16 protein-coding genes are annotated in these 16,627 nt (G+C 70.4%); 6 read left to right on the top strand and 10 right to left on the bottom strand.

The window, feature by feature from the left end; genetic code table 11:
• Positions 1–60: 60 nt before the first annotated feature.
• Positions 61–1,617 carry an acetyl-CoA acetyltransferase gene (locus HNQ70_RS07530; protein ID WP_183965937.1) on the bottom strand — a complete coding sequence of 519 codons (1,557 nt, stop codon included), beginning with the start codon at positions 1,615–1,617 and terminating at the stop codon, positions 61–63.
• 112 nt (positions 1,618–1,729) lie between these two features.
• The gene (locus tag HNQ70_RS07525) at positions 1,730–2,485 is read right to left on the bottom strand and encodes a DMT family transporter (protein ID WP_343060679.1); all 756 of its coding nucleotides are present in this window, start codon (positions 2,483–2,485) and stop codon (positions 1,730–1,732) included.
• Positions 2,486–2,785: 300 nt separating this feature from the next.
• On the opposite strand from HNQ70_RS07525, the gene HNQ70_RS07520 reads away from it, so the two are divergent.
• The 3 genes from HNQ70_RS07520 to glcF are packed head-to-tail and all read left to right on the top strand — an operon-like array spanning position 2,786 to position 6,661.
• The gene (locus tag HNQ70_RS07520) at positions 2,786–4,297 is read left to right on the top strand and encodes an FAD-linked oxidase C-terminal domain-containing protein (protein ID WP_183965935.1); all 1,512 of its coding nucleotides are present in this window, start codon (positions 2,786–2,788) and stop codon (positions 4,295–4,297) included.
• Between the two features lie 33 nt (positions 4,298–4,330).
• On the top strand, positions 4,331–5,404 hold the full coding sequence (glcE, locus tag HNQ70_RS07515; RefSeq protein WP_183965933.1) for a glycolate oxidase subunit GlcE: 1,074 nt from the start codon (positions 4,331–4,333) through the stop codon (positions 5,402–5,404).
• Positions 5,405–5,407: 3 nt separating this feature from the next.
• Positions 5,408–6,661 carry a glycolate oxidase subunit GlcF gene (gene glcF / locus HNQ70_RS07510; RefSeq protein ID WP_183965931.1) on the top strand — a complete coding sequence of 418 codons (1,254 nt, stop codon included), beginning with the start codon at positions 5,408–5,410 and terminating at the stop codon, positions 6,659–6,661.
• 10 nt (positions 6,662–6,671) lie between these two features.
• Here the strand turns inward: glcF and HNQ70_RS07505 are convergent, their stop codons facing one another.
• The 5 genes from HNQ70_RS07505 to HNQ70_RS07485 form a co-directional block, all read right to left on the bottom strand.
• Positions 6,672–7,424: a hypothetical protein gene (locus HNQ70_RS07505; protein WP_183965929.1), complete on the bottom strand. Its 753-nt coding sequence runs from the start codon at positions 7,422–7,424 to the stop codon at positions 6,672–6,674.
• A gap of 79 nt (positions 7,425–7,503) precedes the next feature.
• A complete protein-coding gene (locus HNQ70_RS07500; protein ID WP_221302711.1) occupies positions 7,504–7,881 on the bottom strand; it encodes a DUF4870 family protein in 378 nt (125 codons plus the stop codon).
• Between the two features lie 109 nt (positions 7,882–7,990).
• Positions 7,991–9,430: an NAD(P)(+) transhydrogenase (Re/Si-specific) subunit beta gene (locus tag HNQ70_RS07495; RefSeq protein ID WP_183965927.1), complete on the bottom strand. Its 1,440-nt coding sequence runs from the start codon at positions 9,428–9,430 to the stop codon at positions 7,991–7,993.
• A gap of 16 nt (positions 9,431–9,446) precedes the next feature.
• The gene (locus HNQ70_RS07490) at positions 9,447–9,761 is read right to left on the bottom strand and encodes an NAD(P) transhydrogenase subunit alpha part 2 (protein WP_183965926.1); all 315 of its coding nucleotides are present in this window, start codon (positions 9,759–9,761) and stop codon (positions 9,447–9,449) included.
• A 20-nt stretch (positions 9,762–9,781) separates the two neighbouring features.
• The gene (locus HNQ70_RS07485; RefSeq protein WP_183965924.1) at positions 9,782–10,903 is read right to left on the bottom strand and encodes a Re/Si-specific NAD(P)(+) transhydrogenase subunit alpha; all 1,122 of its coding nucleotides are present in this window, start codon (positions 10,901–10,903) and stop codon (positions 9,782–9,784) included.
• 206 nt (positions 10,904–11,109) lie between these two features.
• Here HNQ70_RS07485 and mnmA point away from each other — a divergent pair, with 206 nt between their 5' ends.
• Positions 11,110–12,213 (top strand): tRNA 2-thiouridine(34) synthase MnmA, encoded by a 1,104-nt coding sequence (gene mnmA / locus HNQ70_RS07480; protein ID WP_281381595.1) that lies wholly within the window; start codon positions 11,110–11,112, stop codon positions 12,211–12,213.
• Positions 12,214–12,237: 24 nt separating this feature from the next.
• Here mnmA and HNQ70_RS07475 read toward each other — a convergent pair whose 3' ends face one another.
• Entirely contained in the window at positions 12,238–12,849 is a 612-nt protein-coding gene (locus HNQ70_RS07475) for a glutathione S-transferase N-terminal domain-containing protein (RefSeq protein WP_183965920.1), read from the bottom strand.
• 149 nt (positions 12,850–12,998) lie between these two features.
• On the opposite strand from HNQ70_RS07475, the gene purB reads away from it, so the two are divergent.
• Positions 12,999–14,387: an adenylosuccinate lyase gene (gene purB / locus HNQ70_RS07470; RefSeq protein WP_183965918.1), complete on the top strand. Its 1,389-nt coding sequence runs from the start codon at positions 12,999–13,001 to the stop codon at positions 14,385–14,387.
• Between the two features lie 59 nt (positions 14,388–14,446).
• Positions 14,447–14,893: a c-type cytochrome gene (locus HNQ70_RS07465; protein WP_183965916.1), complete on the top strand. Its 447-nt coding sequence runs from the start codon at positions 14,447–14,449 to the stop codon at positions 14,891–14,893.
• A 47-nt stretch (positions 14,894–14,940) separates the two neighbouring features.
• Here the strand turns inward: HNQ70_RS07465 and HNQ70_RS07460 are convergent, their stop codons facing one another.
• Together HNQ70_RS07460 and secF are read right to left on the bottom strand one after the other, a co-directional pair.
• On the bottom strand, positions 14,941–15,684 hold the full coding sequence (locus HNQ70_RS07460) for a cytochrome b/b6 domain-containing protein (protein WP_183965914.1): 744 nt from the start codon (positions 15,682–15,684) through the stop codon (positions 14,941–14,943).
• A gap of 1 nt (position 15,685) precedes the next feature.
• Positions 15,686–16,627 (bottom strand): protein translocase subunit SecF, encoded by a 942-nt coding sequence (gene secF, locus HNQ70_RS07455; protein ID WP_183965912.1) that lies wholly within the window; start codon positions 16,625–16,627, stop codon positions 15,686–15,688.

The raw sequence follows: 16,627 nt of genomic DNA, 5'->3' as shown, positions 1-16,627 counted from the left end.
GCGCCGGGCGCGCGCCGCGCCGCCGCTTTCGCGCCGGCCAGCGTGCTCAGTTCGGCATCCTCAGGCTGGCGTGAACACGTTTCCCTTCGCCGTCGCGCTCACCGTGCCGGGCCGGCCGAGCTGGTCCTGCGACACCATCCGCGCGAGCAGCCCGGGTTCGGCCGGCACGGTTGCGACGAAGCGTGCGCCGTCCGGCAGGCGCCCGAACACGAAGCCGCCGGACGGGGTCTCGCCGGTGTAGGTGATCGTGTAGGTCTCGATCACCGCCGGGCCCTGCGGCGCGGTCTCCACGCGCACGCTGGGGCCGGCGTCGATTTCCGCCTGCAGGCGGTCCGGGTCTTCGCGCTCCCAGCGGCCCTGGTTGGGCAGGGTGGAGTAGATGCCGGCCGAGTGCTTGGTCAGGTAGCTGCCGTTGGCGGTGACCATGCCGTAGCTGCCGGGCCGGGCGCGCACCGTGTCCATCATCTGTGCGATCGAGTGCGTCACGTAGTTGTTTCCCGGCCCGCCGAAGTAGGGCAGGCCGCCGGTCACGGTCAGGCCGCGAGGATCGTCCTCGGCCAGCCCGGTCTCCCGGCAGGCCACCTCGACCGCCGAGGGGAAGCAGCTGTAGATGTCGAAGGCGGCGACGTCGGCCAGGCCGATGCCGGCCATCGACAGCGCCAGCTTCGAGCAGCCGCGGATCGCCGGCGAGCGGTGCAGTTCGGCGCGCTCGGTCACCGTCCAGATGTCGGCCGCGTCGGCGCAGCCGTGCAGGTAGACGCGCCGGTCCTGCGGGATGCCGAGCTCGTCGGCCAGCGCCGAGGAGGTCATGATCAGCGCGGACGACTGGTCGACGAAGGCATTCGAATTCATCAGCCGGGGGTAGGGCCAGGCGATGTAGCGGTTCTTCGCATCGATGCGGGCCAGCGTCTGCGCGTCGTAGCCCTCGCGCCGGGTGGCCAGCGGGTTGTCGCGCGCCACTGCGGCGAAGCGCGCGAACAGCCGCGCCATCGACCGCAGATGCTCCTCCGGCGTGGCGCCGCGGTCGCCGCGGACGGCGTTCTCCAGCAGCGGGTACATCCAGATCGCGGCGCGCAGGTTGTGGCGTGCTTCCTCTTCGCTCCAGCCGAGCCGGGTGTCGCCCTTCGACATGGGTTCGCCGCCGGGGTCGTCGCGCCAGTCCAGGGTCAGCCCCTGGCGCTGGGCGAGCTGCGCGGAGCGCAGCAGTTCGCCGCCTGCAATCAGCGCAGCGTCGAGCTCGCCGCGCGCGATCCGCTCGGCGTTCTCGTTGACCAGGTACTGGGGCATGTTGCCGCCGACCTCGGTGTAGACGAACTCCCGGGCAGCGGCGGCGCCGAGCAGCCGGGCCACGGTCTTGGGCGGGTTCGACGAACGGCCATGCGGCTGGACGAAGCGCGGGCTGGAATCGCTGAAGTAGCGCATCACCGACACCGATTCCAGCCGGGATGCGAGCGCCTGGGCGCCGGCGGAGGGCCTGGCGTCGGCCAGCGCGAGCCGCGCGGCTTCGGCGACGAAGGCCGACGGCGAGCGCGCGGAGGACGGAGCGCTCTGCGTGTCGGTGATCTGGCCGCAGCCGACGAGGACGGGAGTTCTGGGGTCGATGGCTTTGCTGGGCATGGGCGGGAGAGGGCTCGCGTCGGATGGCTTGCTGGACGGGCCTGCGGCGCGCGGCGGCGCCGGCGGCCCGGAAAGGATTCTGCGGCGCGCAGCGAAAGGCGTCGCGCCCTGGTCAGGATTGTCCCGTCGGCGGCCGCGCCTCGGCGACCCGGGGCGTTCCGGAATCGCTGCGCGCGATCAGCGCGATGCCGGCCACGGCGAAGGCCAGCGCCAGCGCCTGCGCACCGCCGAAGGCCTCGCCCAGCCAGGCCGTGCCCACCAGGCTCGCCGCCAGCGGCATCGCGATCGTGAACACGCCGGCCTGACTGGCCGGCACCTGCCGCAGCCCCGACAGCCAGAGCCAGGTGGAAGCCACGCTGGCGGCCAGCGCGTAGAAGGCCAGCAGCGCCCAGGTCGGGGCGGCCACCGCGCCGAAGTCGAAGCGCAGCGCCTGCGCGAGGCCGAAGGGCGTCATCAGCGACAGGCCGACCAGGTTGATCGCAGCGGAAATGCGCATCGGCGTCATGCGGCCGGCCAGCCGCCGGCCGAGCACCACGTAGACCGCCTCGCAGCAGACGCAGGCGAAGACCAGCAGTGCGCCGGCAACGGAGCCGGCGCCCGAGGACGGAGCCGCTGTGGCGCCCGCGGCGGCACCCGCGGCGGCGCTGCCGCCGTCCGGCCCTGCGGCGGCGAGCACCGCGACCCCGGCCACTGCGAGGCCCACCGCGGCGCGCTGCGGGCCGTCCAGGCGCTCGCGCAGCACCGCTGCGCCCAGCAGCGCCACCAGTGCGGGCAGTGTCGCCAGGATGACGCCGGCGGTCGCGGCCGAGCTCATGGCCACGCCCTGCAGCATGAAGATCGAGAACAGGAAGTTGCCGAACAGCGACATCGGCAGCAGCGTGCGCCAGTGCGCGAAGCGGGGCCGGCGCGGCGCGCAGCCAGGGCAGGGTGCACGGCAGCAGCGCCAGCGCGGCAATCCCGAAGCGCAGCCAGGCCAGCAGGAACACCGGGAACGCGGCGGTCAGCGGCCGGGACAGCGCCACGTAGACCCCCACCAGCGACATTCCGGCGAACAGCAGCAGGTAGCCCTTCAGGCGTGATCCGTCCATCGTGGCGTGCGGGCCCTCGGTGCGAGCATCGAGCGGAGAGCATATCGCCGGGTTAACCTTCGGCGCTGGAGACCGCCAAGATGACGACCGCCCACGCCGAATTCCGCCATGCCAGCCCGAGCGCTGCTCCCCCGGCGCAACGCCAGGCCGAGGTGGTCGCCCGCCTGCGCGCGGAGCTGCCCGCGCACTGCGTGATGCATCGCGAGGAGGAGGTGCGGCCCTACGAGTGCGACGGGCTGTCGGCCTTCCGGCAGCTGCCGATGGTCGTGGCGCTGCCCGAATCCGAGGCCCAGGTCCGCGCGGTGCTGCGGGCCTGCCGCGAGCTCGACGTGCCCGTCGTGGCGCGCGGCGCCGGCACCAGCCTGTCGGGCGGCGCGATGCCGCACGCCTGCGGCGTGGTGCTCGGGCTGGCGAAGCTCAACCGCATCCTCGCGGTGGATCCTGGCGCGCGCGTGGCCCGCGTCGAGCCCGGGGTGCGCAACCTCGCGATCTCCGAGGCCGCCGCGCCCTACGGCCTGTACTACGCGCCGGATCCGTCCTCGCAGATCGCCTGCACCATCGGCGGCAACGTGGCCGAGAACTCCGGCGGCGTGCATTGCCTGAAGTACGGCCTCACCGTCCACAACGTGCTGCGGGTGCGCGGCCTGACCATCGACGGCGAGGAGGTGGAGCTGGGCGCCGAGGCGCCGGACGCACCGGGGCTGGACCTTCTGTCTGCGGTCATCGGCTCCGAGGGGATGCTGCTGGTGGTCACCGAAGTATCGGTGAAGCTGGTGCCCACGCCGCCGCTGGCGCGCGTGGTGATGGCCTCCTTCGACGACGTGGTGAAGGCCGGCGACGCAGTGGCGGGCATCATCGCCGCGGGAATCATTCCGGCGGGGCTGGAGATGATGGACCGCAAGACCACCCGCGCCGTGGAGCCCTTCGTGCGCGCCGGCTACGACCTCGACGCGCAGGCCATCCTGCTTGCGGAGTCCGACGGCGCTCCGGAGGAGGTCGAGGAGGAGATCGCGCGGATGGAGCAGGTGCTGCGCGATGCCGGCGCGACCGCGATCCGGGTCTCGGCCTCGGAGGAGGAGCGGCTGCGCTTCTGGTCGGGGCGCAAGAACGCCTTCCCCGCCGCGGGGCGCATCTCGCCCGACTACTACTGCATGGACGGCACCATTCCGCGCCGCAACCTCGGGCGCATGCTGGCGGCGATCGCGCAGATGGAGGAGCGCCACGGGCTGGGCTGCATGAACGTCTTCCATGCCGGCGACGGCAACCTGCACCCGCTGATCCTGTTCGACGCGAACGATCCCGGGCAATGGGCGAGGGCCGAGCGCTTCGGCGCGGAGATCCTCGAGCTGTGCGTCGAGTACGGCGGCACGATCACCGGCGAGCACGGGGTGGGCGTGGAGAAGATCGACTCGATGTGCGTGCAGTTCTCGCCCGAGGAGCGCGAAACCTTCTTCGCGGTCAAGCGCGCCTTCGATCCGCACGGGCTGCTCAACCCGGGCAAGGCCATCCCCACGCTGGCGCGCTGCGCGGAGTACGGCAGGATGCACGTGCACGCCGGCCGCCTGCGCTTTCCCGAGCTGCCGCGCTTCTGAGCGGCACGCGCCACACGGAGCGGCTGGAGCGCCATGCAGGAACTCAACGAGATCAGGGAGCGCATCGTCGCGGCGGCGGCTGCGCGCCGTCCGCTGCGGCTGCGCGGCGGCGGCACCAAGGACTTCCTCGGGCAGTCCCTCGAAGGCGAGGTGCTCGACACGCGGCGCTGGCGCGGCATCACCAGCTACGAGCCGACCGAGCTCGTGATCACCGCCCGGGCGGGCACCCCGCTGGAAGAGGTGGAGGCAGCGCTCGCAGAGAAGGGGCAGATGCTGGCCTTCGAGCCGCCGGCCTTCGGTCCGGGCTCGACGATCGGCGGCGTGGTCGCTGCCGGACTGTCCGGGCCGCGCCGGGCCTCGGCGGGTGCGGCCCGCGACTTCGTCCTCGGCGCTGCCCTGCTCGACGGCGCCGGAACCCTCAAGAACTTCGGCGGGCAGGTGATGAAGAACGTCGCCGGATACGACGTCTCGCGGCTGCTGTGCGGCTCGATGGGCATCCTCGGGCTGATCGCCGAGGTGTCGCTGAAGGTGCTGCCGAGGCCTGCCGCCGAGGCGACGCTGTCGATGACGATCGGCCAGGAGGACGCGCTGCGGCTGCTCAATGCCTTGGCGGGGCGCCCGCTGCCGATCTCCGCGAGCGCCTGGCAGAGCGGGGGGCTGCGGCTGCGTCTGTCCGGCGCGCGCGCCGCGGTCGATGCGGCCCTGCTCCGGCTGCGTCACGATCACGGCGCAGTCGAGCTGGATCCCGGCGTCGCTGCCGGCTACTGGCGCAGCCTGCGCGACCACGCCGCGGAGTTCTTCGATGGCGACCAACCGCTGTGGCGACTGTCGTTGCCGTCCATCGCGCCGGCGCTGGCCTTTGCGGGGCCGCAGCTGATCGAGTGGGGCGGCGGGCAGCGCTGGCTGCGCGGCGGGCATGATCCGGCGCTGCTGCGCCAGGCGGCGCGCAACCTGGGCGGCCACGCCACCCTGTTCCGCGGCGGCGACCGCTCGGCGGGGGTGTTCCAGCCGCTCGCCCCCGCGGTCGCCGGGCTGCACGCCCGCCTCAAGCGCGAGTTCGATCCCGCCGGCATCTTCAATCCCGGCCGCATGTACCCGGACCTCTGAACGATGGAAACCCACCTGGCCGACTGGCTCAAAGGCACGCCCGACGGGATCGAGGCCGAATCGATCCTGCGCAGCTGCGTGCACTGCGGCTTCTGCACCGCGACCTGCCCCACCTACCAGCTGCTCGGCGACGAGCTCGACGGCCCGCGCGGGCGCATCTACCTGATCAAGCGGGTGGTCGAGGGGGTTGAACCCACCGCCGCCACCCAGGTTCACCTGGACCGCTGCCTGACCTGCCGCAACTGCGAGACCACCTGCCCGTCGGGGGTGCGTTACGGGCACCTCGTCGACATCGGCCGCCGGCTGGTCGACGCGAAGGTCCGTAGGCCGCTGAAGGAGCGCCTGCTGCGCGCTGCGCTGCGCGAGGGGCTCACGCGCCGCGGTCTGTTCGGGCCCGCGATGCGTGCCGGGCAGGCGGTGCGCCGCCTGCTGCCCGCGGGGCTGCGCGACAAGGTGCCCGCGCGCCGCGCCCCGGGGCCCGTGCCCGGCCGCAGCCATCCGCGCAGGGTGCTGGTGCCGGCGGGCTGCGTGCAACCTTCGATGATGCCCTCGATCGACGCCGCCACGGTCCGCGTGCTGGATGCGATCGGAGTCCAGGCCGTGGCGGGGGCCGACTCGGGCTGCTGCGGGGCGATCCGCCAGCACCTGGACGATGGGGCCGGGGCGCTCGCGGATGCGCGGCGCAACATCGACGCCTGGTGGCGGCATGTCGATTCGCCGGACGGCCCGGTGGTGGAGGCGATCCTGTCGAATGCCTCGGGCTGCGGCGTGATGCTCAAGGACTATGCGCACCTGCTGCGCGACGACCCCGCCTATGCGGAGAAGGCGCGCAGGGTGAGCGCGCTGGTGCATGACCTGGCGGAATGGCTGCCGGCCGAGATCGAGGCGGCCATCGCGCGCGGCGACGTGTCGTTGCGGCGCGCGCCGGCCGCGCGGGTGGCCTTCCATCCGCCCTGCACGCTGCAGCATGGCCAGCAGGTGCGCGGCAGGGTGGAGCGACTGCTCGCCGGCCTTGGGGTCGAGCTGCAGCCGGTGGCGGAGTCCCATCTGTGCTGTGGTTCGGCGGGCACCTACTCGGTGCTGCAGCCGCAGCTCTCGCAGCAGTTGCGCGCGCGCAAGCTGGTGGCGCTGGAGGCGGGGCGGCCCCAGATGCTGCTGTCGGCCAACGTCGGCTGCATCGCCCATTTGCAGGCGGGCACCGGCACGCCGGTGCGACACTGGGTGGAGTGGCTGGACGAGGCGATTTCGCCGGGATGAGCGGCGCCGGTCAGCCGCGCGCCGGCGCGTAGTCGACCAGCTCCGAGGCGATCCAGTCCTCGCGCAGCAGGATGTTGCGCTCCAGCGAGTAGCGGCGATAGGTGCCGGTCCACTCCCTGCGCACCCATCGGTTCACGGCGGGCGCGTACCAGATCGTCTCGTGGCGCTCGGAACGGACGCGCCAGAGGTCCGAGTGGCGGAAGGCGATCCGGCGCTGGATGCGCAGCGTCTCGAAGCGGCCGGCCGGCACCGTCGTCTCCTCCCAGCGCAGCGCGTCGGCCCAGGCATGCCACTCGAAGGATTCGTCGAGGCCGGGCACCCGGTAGCGGCCCGAGTAGCGCACCGTGGCGCCCGCCTGCAGGTCTGCAGGCAGCAGCGGCTGCGGCGTCTCGAAGCGCTGGAGCATGTCGTAGGCGGGTTCCTGGAGCACGTTCCAGGGGCCGTCGTGGATCTCCTCGACGCCTTCGGGGGGCGCGCCCCAGCCGGAGACCGCGACCCGCAGCTGCGGCGCCACCGAGAGCACCCGCATCGTGGTCTCGCCCAGACCAAGGCCGTTGTAGCGGTTGACCTGGCGGTAGCGCCACGCATCCCCCGCCCGCACCTGCGGCGCGGAGGCCGGCGGGCGAACGATCGCGGCCGGGGCAGCGCAGCCGGCGAGTCCGGCGACGGACAGCCCGCCGATCGCGGCCAGGACCTGCCGGCGCGCAAGGCGCACGGGCGCCGGTTCGGGGCGCCGCGCGCCGGAAGGATGACTGGAGTTCATTGCGATCCTCCGCACGGTGGAAAGCGGCTCAGGGACTCAGGGCCCGCGGCGCTAGCCGTTCATGGGCGTTCATTGCCGCTCAGGGCGCCGGGCGGCCGTCGAGCAGCCGCAGCAGCCCCTTGATCATCCGGTACAGGTACCAGAGCCCCGGCACGATGAACAGGAAGGACAGCAGTCCGAAGGACACCACCGAGAGCACCAGGCTGGGGATGAAGGACACCACCAGCCAGAACAGGGTCCACCAGAACGTGGAGATCATCCAGTTCATGTGGCTCTCGTAGATCGTGCCGCGCGCGTCGTCGCGCTTGACGTAGTTGACGATCAGCGCAACCACGGAGAGCAGCCCCATCGACAGCAGCAGGCCGGCGATGTGCAGCACGTAGTCGAACAGCGCGACCCGGCGCAGCGTCTCCTGGGATTCGCGGCTGCCGGGCATCTGCACCAGGTCGTCTGGCATCGGGGTCTCCAATGGAGGAAGGCCGCCCGGGCAGGCGGCCGTTCCCGATTATCTGCGGGCGATTCTCCGCAGGACAAGCCCGGGCCGCAGGCCGCGGCCCGCCGCGGCCCTACTCGATCGCCTTGACCATGTCCTCGACGACCTTCTTCGCGTCGCCGAACACCATCATCGTGCGTTCCATGTAGAACAGCTCGTTGTCCAGGCCCGCGTAGCCCGAGGCCATCGAACGCTTGTTCACGATGACCTGGCGGGCCTTGTAGGCCTCGAGGATGGGCATGCCTGCGATCGGCGACTTCGGGTCCTTGGCTGCCGGGTTGACCACGTCGTTGGCGCCCAGCACCAGCACCACGTCGGTGTCGCCGAACTCGGAGTTGATGTCCTCCATCTCGAAGACCTGGTCGTAGGGCACCTCGGCCTCGGCCAGCAGCACGTTCATGTGCCCGGGCATCCGGCCGGCCACCGGGTGGATCGCGTACTTCACCTGCACACCCTTGGCGATCAGCTTCTCGGTGAGTTCCTTGAGCGGATGCTGCGCGCGGGCCACCGCCAGACCGTAGCCGGGAACGATGATCACGGTGTCGGCGTTGCCCAGCAGGAAGGCCGCGTCGTCGGCGGAGCCGGTCTTCACCGGGCGCTGCTCGCCGCCGCCGGTGGCGGCCGCCACCGCCTCGCCGCCGAAGCCGCCGAGGATGACGTTGAAGAACGAGCGATTCATCGCCTTGCACATGATGTACGAGAGGATGGCGCCCGAAGAGCCGACCAGCGAGCCGGCGATGATCAGCATGCTGTTGTTCAGCGAGAAGCCGATGCCCGCGGCGGCCCAGCCGGAGTAGCTGTTCAGCATCGACACCACCACCGGCATGTCGGCGCCGCCGATCGGGATGATGATCAGCACGCCCAGCACGAAGGCCAGCGCGAGCATGCCCCAGAACGCCGGCCAGCCCTCGGCCTGCGTGGAGGAGGCGACGAACACCAGGCCCAGCGCCACCATCAGGAGGGCGAGCACCAGGTTCAGCATGTGCTGGCCCTTGAACACCACCGGCGCGCCCTGGAACAGCCGGAACTTGTACTTGCCGGACAGCTTGCCGAAGGCGATCACCGATCCGGAGAAGGTGATCGCGCCGACGAAGGCGCCAATGAACAGCTCCACCTTGTTGCCCAGCGGGATCGGCTGGCCCTTCTCGACGATGTTGAAGGCCCAGGGCTCGGCGACGCAGGCGATCGCGATGAACACCGCGGCCAGGCCGATCATGCTGTGCATGAAGGCGACCAGCTCGGGCATCTTGGTCATCTCGACGCGCTTGGCCATCAGCGTGCCGGCGGTGCCGCCGACCAGCAGGCCCAGCAGCACCCAGGCCATGCCGACCGTGGCGATCTCGGGGCGCAGCTTGTAGATCAGCGCCACCGTGGTGAGCACGGCGATGGCCATTCCCGCCATGCCGAAGCCGTTGCCGATCCGCGAGGTGGACGGGTGCGACAGGCCCTTGAGGGCCTGGATGAAGAAGATCGATGCGACCAGGTACAGCAGTACGACGAGGTTCATGCTCATGGCGTCGGGCTCCGGGTCACTTCTTCGCGGAGCCGGCCTTCGGCTCCTTTTTCTTGAACATCTCGAGCATCCGTCGCGTGACCAGGAAGCCGCCGAAGACGTTGACCGCCGCCAGCGCCACTGCTAGCACGCCCATCGTCTTGCCCAGTCCGGTCTCGGTCAGCGCGGCAGCGAGCATCGCGCCGACGATGATGATCGCGGAGACCGCGTTGGTGACCGCCATCAGCGGCGTGTGCAGGGCCGGGGTGACGTTCCAGACCACGTGGTAGCCGACGTAGATCGCCAGCACGAAGATGATCAGGTTGATCACCGTGGGGTTGATGAGTTCCATGTGTTCTTCTCCAGTGCCGGTCAGCCGTTGCGGCGGACGAGTTCGCCGCCAGCGCACAACAGGCAGGCCGCGACGATGTCGTCTTCCCGGTTCACGGCGAGCGCGCCGTCCTTGTCGACGACCAGCTTGAGGAAGTCGAGCACGTTGCGCGCGTAGAGCGCGGAGGCGTCCGCCGGCACGGTGGCCGGCAGGTTGGGCTGGCCGATGATGCTCACGCCGTATTTCACGACTGTGGCACCGGCCTCGCTGAGCGCGCAGTTGCCGCCCTGCTCGACGGCCATGTCGAGGATCACCGAGCCGGGTTTCATCGACTTCACCATTTCCTCGGTGACCAGCACCGGCGCCTTGCGGCCGGGGATCAGCGCGGTGGTGATGACGATGTCTGCCTGCTTCATGCGCTCGGCCACCGCGGCGGCCTGGCGCTGCATCCACGCGGCCGGCATCGGCCGCGCGTAGCCGCCGACGCCCTGGGCGATCTCGCGTTCCTCTTCGGTCTCGAAGGGCACGTCGACGAACTTGGCGCCCAGCGACTCGATCTGCTCCTTCACTGCGGGGCGCACGTCGGAGGCCTCGATCACCGCACCCAGCCGCTTGGCCGTGGCGATCGCCTGCAGGCCCGCCACACCGGCGCCGAGGATCAGCACGCGGGCAGCTTTCACCGTGCCGGCGGCGGTCATCATCATCGGCATCATGCGGCCGTAGGTGGTGGCCGCGAGCAGCACTGCCTTGTAGCCGGCGATGTTGGCCTGCGACGACAGCACGTCCATGCTCTGGGCGCGCGTGGTGCGCGGCGCGGCCTCGAGCGCGAAGGCGGTCAGGCCGGCGGCGTTCATGGCAGCGATGCCCGCGTCGTTGAAGGGTTCGAGCATGCCGATCAGCGCCGCGCCGCGGCGCATCGCCGCGAGCTCATCGTCCTGCGGCAGCCGCACCTTGAGCACGAGCTCCGCGCCCAGTGCGGCGGCGCGGTCGACGATCTCGGCGCCGGCGGCGCGGAAGGCGTCGTCGGTCTGCGCGGCGCGCAGCCCTGCGCCTGCCTCCACGACCACTCGGTGGCCGGATGCGGCCAGTTTCTTGACCGTCTCGGCGGTTGCCGCGACGCGCGCTTCACCCGCTCGGGTTTCGGCCGGAATGCCGATCAGCATGGGATATCCCCTGGAAATCTGTAAAAGCTGCAAAACCCACGTTTATATCACGCCAACCGGCTTCAGCCGCTCATTCCAGTGAGCTTGGGTATCATGGACACATGGACGTGACCAATCTAAGCGAGGCATCGACGCCCCGTGTCCGCGGCGCGACGGCCAGTGTGGAGCGCTCACTGCTCGAGGCAGCGGGGCTGCGCCCGGGCGAACTGCCCGGTCAGGGTACGCGCGTGGTGGTGGGACTGTCGGGCGGGGTCGATTCCGCGGTCACCGCCTGGCTGCTCAAGGCACAGGGCTACGAGGTCGTCGGCCTGTTCATGAAGAACTGGGAGGACGACGACGACGGCGAGTACTGCTCCACCCGGCAGGACTGGCTGGACGCGGCCAGCGTGGCCGACGTCATCGGCATCGACATCGAGGCGGTGAATTTTGCCGCCGAGTACCGCGATCGGGTGTTCGCCGAGTTCCTGCGCGAGTATTCAGCCGGACGCACGCCCAACCCGGACGTTCTGTGCAACGCCGAGATCAAGTTCAAGGCCTTTCTCGACCATGCGGTGCGCATGGGCGCCGCGAGGATCGCGACCGGGCACTACGCGCGGGTGCGCACCGTGGGCGAAGGCGCTGCGGTCCGGCACGAGCTGCTGCGCGGCGTGGATCCCGGCAAGGACCAGAGCTACTTTCTGCACCGCCTGTCGCAGGCGCAGCTGGCGCGGGCGATGTTCCCGCTCGGCGGCCTGCACAAGCGGCAGGTGCGCGAGATTGCCGACCGGCTGGGACTGCCCAACGCGAAGAAGAAGGACTCGACCGGCATCTGCTTCATCGGTGAACGGCCCTTCCGGGAGTTCCTCAACCGCTACCTGCCCACGCGCCCCGGGCCCATCCTCACCGAAGACGGAAAGAAGGTGGGCGAGCACGTCGGCCTGGCCTTCTACACGCTGGGTCAGCGCAAGGGGATCGGCATCGGCGGCACGAAGCAGGGCAGCGGCGATCCCTGGTACGTCGCCCGCAAGGACCTGGAGTCCGACACCCTGCATGTCGTGCAGGGGCATGACCACCCGTGGCTGATGAGCACCCGCATCGAGTCCGACCATGCGCACTGGATCGCCGGCGAGCCGCCGGCCGACGACGGCGCGCTCACTGCGCGCACCCGCTACCGCCAGGCCGACAGCGCCTGCCGGCTGGCGCAGGTGGAGGGGGAGCGCTTCGTGCTGGAATTCCCGCAGCCGCAGTGGGCGGCCACGCCCGGACAGTCCGCGGTGCTCTATCGCGGCGAGGTGTGCCTCGGGGGCGGGCTGATCGCTGCGGCCCGCTGAGCCGGCTCCTGCTCCGGCCCGGCCTCAGGCGGGCGGACGGGTGTCGAGGAAGGGCTGCCGCTCGAAGAGCTTGTCCGCGTGGCGCGCCAGGCTCAGGTGCTGGCTGCGCCAGCCGAACTGGGGGAAGCGGAAGTCGAGGTAGCCCAGGGCGCAGCCCATCGCGACGTCGGCCAGCGAGTACTTCGCGTCGCAGGCCCAGGGGTTGTCGCCGAGACCGGTCGCCATCGCTTCGAGAGCCGCTTCGATCTTGCCCATCTGCCGCGCCATCCACTTCGGACTGCGCTGGCCTTCCTCGCGCTGGGTCTGCTCCAGCCGCATCAGCAGGGCGGCGTCCAGCAGGCCGTCGGCGAGCGCCTCCCAGCACTTCACCTCGATGCGCTCGCGCCCGGAGGGCGGAATCAGCCGGTGCACCGGGGTGAGGTTGTCGAGGTACTCGACGATGACGCGGGAGTCGAACACGGCACCGCCGTCTTCCATGATCAGGCAGGGGACCTTGCCGAGGGGGTTCGACTCGCGGATCCGGCTCTGCGGGGACCAGACGTCCTCGAGTTCGTACCTGTAGTCGATCCTCTTCTCGGCCATCACGATGCGCACCTTGCGCACGTAGGGGCTGGTGTCCGAGCCGATCAGCTTCATGGTGTTCCGGGGGAGGGGGCGTTGCGGCCCGGGCGACGGGGCGGGTCTGCCAGTATAAGCAATGGCCACGCGGCGGGGAACCGCCCGGCACTGGGCGCGAAGCCTGTCGGACCGGTGGCGGGCAGGGCCGGTGATGCTAGCATCCGCGCATGGAACGAAACGCCCCCAACCCCGCCCCCAACCACGCTCTCAACGCCCTCTCGCCGCTCGACGGACGCTATGCCGCCCAGGTGGCATCCCTGAGGGGGCTGATGTCCGAGGCCGCCTTCATGCGGCACCGGGTCGCCGTCGAGGTGGCCTGGCTGATCGCCCTGTCCGACGCCGGGCTGCCCGAGCTTCCGCCGTTTTCCGTCGACGCGCGCGTGCGGCTGCGCGACCTCGTCGACGGTTTCGGCGATGACCAGGCAGCGCGCATCAAGGACATCGAGCGCGTCACCAATCACGACGTCAAGGCCGTCGAGTACTTCCTGAAGGAGTCGGTGAAGGACTCCCCGGAACTGCTGCGCGCTGCCGAGTTCATCCACTTCGCCTGCACCTCTGAGGACATCAACAACACCTCGCATGCGCTGATGCTGAAGGCGGCCCGCGACGAGGTCATGCTGCCGGCGCTGGACGCCGTGATCGGCCGGCTGCGCACGCTCGCGCACGAGCTTGCGGACGTGCCCATGCTCTCGCGCACCCACGGCCAGCCGGCCTCGCCTACGACGGTGGGCAAGGAGCTCGCCAACTTCGTCGCACGCCTTGCGCGCGCGCGCGAGCGCTGGGTCCGGGTCGAAGTGCTCGCGAAGATGAACGGCGCCGTGGGCAACTTCAACGCGCACCTGAGCGCCTACCCGGAGATCGACTGGCAGGGGTTCTCGCGCGGCGTGGTGGAGGGCCTGGGGCTGGTGTTCAACCCGTACACGATCCAGATCGAGCCCCACGACTACATGGCCGAGTACTTCGACGCGCTGGCGCGGATCGACACGGTGCTGCTCGACCTGGACCGCGACGTCTGGGGCTACATCTCGCTGGGCTTCTTCAGGCAGAGGCTCAAGGCCGGCGAGATCGGCTCCTCGACCATGCCGCACAAGGTCAACCCGATCGACTTCGAGAACTCCGAGGGCAACCTGGGGCTGGCCAACGCGCTGCTGCGCCACCTGGCCGAGAAGCTGCCGGTGTCGCGCTGGCAGCGCGATCTCACCGACTCCACGGTGCTGCGCAACATGGGCGTGGCGCTGGGCTACGCGCTGCTCGGCTTCAACTCCTGCCTGCGCGGGCTGGACAAGCTCGAGGTCGACCGTGAGCGCCTGGCGGCGGACCTGGACGCCAACTGGGAGGTGCTGGCCGAGCCCATCCAGACCGTGATGCGCCGCTACGGCGTGGAGAACCCCTACGAGCAGCTCAAGGAGCTCACTCGCGGCAAGCGGATCACCGCCACGGAGCTGGCGGCCTTCGTCGATCGACTGGCGATCCCCGAGGAGGCAAAGGCGCGGCTGCGCGAACTGACCCCCGGGACATACACCGGTCTGGCCGAGACCTTGGCGAAGGGCATCTGAATCGAAGGGCCGTGTTCCTGCGAACACGGCTTGCGTTCCAACCCCCAGGAGGCAGTCGGATGAAGAAGAAGATCCTGTTGATCTGCGCCGCGGCAGCCACGGCCGCAGCGGTTTCAGTCCCCGCGCAGGCGCAGTTCGCGAAAGCCGAGGATGCGGTCAAGTACCGGCAGTCGGCGTACACGCTGATGGCCAACCACATGGGCCGGCTTGCGGCGATGGCCAAGGGTGAGCGCCCCTTCGATGCGGGCGCCGCGCAGGCCTCGGCCCGGCTGATCGAGAGTCTCGGCCACCTGCCGTGGGAGGCCTTCCCGCAGGGATCGACTTCGAAGGGGCTGAAAGCGGAGCCCTGGGCTGACGCCGCCGATTTCAAGGAGCGCGCGGATCGCTTCAAGGGCGAGGCTGCGAAGCTGCCCGAGGCGGCTGCCAGCCTGGAGTCGCTGCGCAAGCAGGTCGGCGCCACCGGCGCCTCCTGCAAGAACTGTCACGACAAGTACCGCAACATCTGACGCGGTCGGCGGGCCGGTCAGCCGTCGTTCGACGGCTGACCGGCTGGTCAGAGGGCGGCGGCGGAGAATTCCACCAGGGACCAGACGGCCGCCGCGCTGGCAGCCAGCAGGGAGAGCGCCTTCAGACGCACCCGGGCGTCGTCTCGAGCTGGTTCCGCGGTGTGGTCGGCCCGGTGGCCGCGCGGCTTCCCGGAGGCGCGCACATCGCCGGAGTCGCGCGCGGCAGCCGCGCCCGGCGGCGGGCGTACCGCAGCGTCGCCCGTGATCATGGCCGCGACCAGCCTGCGGCGTTTCACGAAGGTGTAGAAGGCGATCGCCGCCAGGTGCAGCAGCACCAGCCCGATCACGACGAAGCGGTTGAGCTTGTGGAGCCGGGTGAGGGTGTCGCTGGTGGCGTTCGTCACCAGGTTTTTCAGCGGCCCGTCCCACATGATCGCGTCGTTCGCGAACAGGCCGGTGCCCGCCTGGATCGCCAGCGCCAGCAGCAGCGCGTAGACCGAGAGGGCGGCAAGCGGACTGTGGCCGGGGCGGTCGACTCCTTCGCCGCGCAGGTGGCGCAGCGCCGCGGCCGGGCTCGGCGGGAAGCTCGCGAAGCGGGAGTAGCGCGGCCCGACGAACCCCCAGGCGACGCGGAACAGCAGCAGGGCAAGCATGGCGTAGCCGAAGCGGAAGTGCCAGCCCACCGCGTTGCCGCCCAGGTTCACCGAGACCAGCGAACCCGCCAGGCAGATCGCCAGCGCCCAGTGGAACAGGCGCGTGGGGAGGTCCCAGACGCGGATCTTCTCCTGCATGTCAGGGCGCTTCGGGCTGCCCGTCGTCCTTCTTCGGCGTCTTGAGCAGATCCTCGCGCTTGACGCCGAGCCACATCGCGATGGCGGCCGCCACGAACACCGACGAGTAGATGCCGAACAGGATGCCGATGGTCAGCGCCAGCGCGAAGTAGTGCAGCGCCGCGCCGCCGAACAGCAGCATCGACCCCACCATCAGCTGCGTGGATCCGTGCGTGATGATGGTGCGGGAGATGGTGCTGGTGATGGCGTGGTCGAGCACCTGGGGCGTGGTCATGTTCTTGGCCTGGCGTTCGCGGAATTTCTCGCGCACCCGGTCGAAGATCACCACCGATTCGTTGACCGAGTAGCCGAGCACCGCCAGCACCGCCGCCAGCACCGACAGCGAGAACTCCCACTGGAAGAACGCGAAGAAGCCCAGGATGATGATCACGTCGTGCATGTTGGCGACGATCGCGGCGACCGCGTACTTCCACTCGAAGCGGATCGCCAGGTAGATCATGATGCCGAGAATCACGAAGAGCAGCGCCATCGCGCCGTCGGTGGCGAGCTCCGACCCCACCTGGGGGCCGACGAACTCCACCCGCCGCAGCTGCACCGAGGAGTCGGCTGCAGTGAGGGCAGCCATCACCTGCTCGCTCTGCTGCGCCGAGGTTTCGGTGCCGCGGATGGCCAGCCGGATCAGCACGTCGCGCGAGGTGCCGAAGTTCTGCACCTGGGCGTCGGCGTAGCCGAGCCCTTCGATGGTGCCGCGGACCTTCGGCAGGTCGGCCGCCTGCGCGTAGCTCACCTCCATCACCGTGCCGCCGGTGAACTCCACCGACAGGTGCAGCCCGCGAGTGGCGAGGAAGAAGACGGCGAGCACGAAGGTGATGATCGAGATCGCGTTGAAGACCAGCGCATGCCGCATGAACGGGATGTCGCGCCTGATCCGGAAGAATTCCAT

The sequence above is a fragment of the Quisquiliibacterium transsilvanicum genome, from assembly GCF_014202215.1.
Classification (GTDB): Bacteria; Pseudomonadota; Gammaproteobacteria; order Burkholderiales; family Burkholderiaceae_E; genus Quisquiliibacterium; species Quisquiliibacterium transsilvanicum.
Note: the sequence above shows the minus strand (reverse complement) of the source record. Positions and strands in the feature narration are given on the sequence as shown.

Excerpts from the sequence above, each read along its gene's own strand:
- HNQ70_RS07530 (WP_183965937.1), bottom strand. The coding sequence starts at position 1,617 with ATGCCCAGCAAAGCCATCGACCCCAGAACTCCCGTCCTCGTCGGCTGC.
- HNQ70_RS07525 (WP_343060679.1), bottom strand. The coding sequence starts at position 2,485 with ATGTCGCTGTTCGGCAACTTCCTGTTCTCGATCTTCATGCTGCAGGGC.
- HNQ70_RS07520 (WP_183965935.1), top strand. The coding sequence starts at position 2,786 with ATGACGACCGCCCACGCCGAATTCCGCCATGCCAGCCCGAGCGCTGCT.
- glcE (WP_183965933.1), top strand. The coding sequence starts at position 4,331 with ATGCAGGAACTCAACGAGATCAGGGAGCGCATCGTCGCGGCGGCGGCT.
- glcF (WP_183965931.1), top strand. The coding sequence starts at position 5,408 with ATGGAAACCCACCTGGCCGACTGGCTCAAAGGCACGCCCGACGGGATC.
- HNQ70_RS07505 (WP_183965929.1), bottom strand. The coding sequence starts at position 7,424 with ATGAACTCCAGTCATCCTTCCGGCGCGCGGCGCCCCGAACCGGCGCCC.
- HNQ70_RS07500 (WP_221302711.1), bottom strand. The coding sequence starts at position 7,881 with ATGCCAGACGACCTGGTGCAGATGCCCGGCAGCCGCGAATCCCAGGAG.
- HNQ70_RS07495 (WP_183965927.1), bottom strand. The coding sequence starts at position 9,430 with ATGAGCATGAACCTCGTCGTACTGCTGTACCTGGTCGCATCGATCTTC.
- HNQ70_RS07490 (WP_183965926.1), bottom strand. The coding sequence starts at position 9,761 with ATGGAACTCATCAACCCCACGGTGATCAACCTGATCATCTTCGTGCTG.
- HNQ70_RS07485 (WP_183965924.1), bottom strand. The coding sequence starts at position 10,903 with ATGCTGATCGGCATTCCGGCCGAAACCCGAGCGGGTGAAGCGCGCGTC.
- HNQ70_RS07475 (WP_183965920.1), bottom strand. The coding sequence starts at position 12,849 with ATGAAGCTGATCGGCTCGGACACCAGCCCCTACGTGCGCAAGGTGCGC.
- purB (WP_183965918.1), top strand. The coding sequence starts at position 12,999 with ATGGAACGAAACGCCCCCAACCCCGCCCCCAACCACGCTCTCAACGCC.
- HNQ70_RS07465 (WP_183965916.1), top strand. The coding sequence starts at position 14,447 with ATGAAGAAGAAGATCCTGTTGATCTGCGCCGCGGCAGCCACGGCCGCA.
- HNQ70_RS07460 (WP_183965914.1), bottom strand. The coding sequence starts at position 15,684 with ATGCAGGAGAAGATCCGCGTCTGGGACCTCCCCACGCGCCTGTTCCAC.
- secF (WP_183965912.1), bottom strand. The coding sequence starts at position 16,627 with ATGGAATTCTTCCGGATCAGGCGCGACATCCCGTTCATGCGGCATGCG.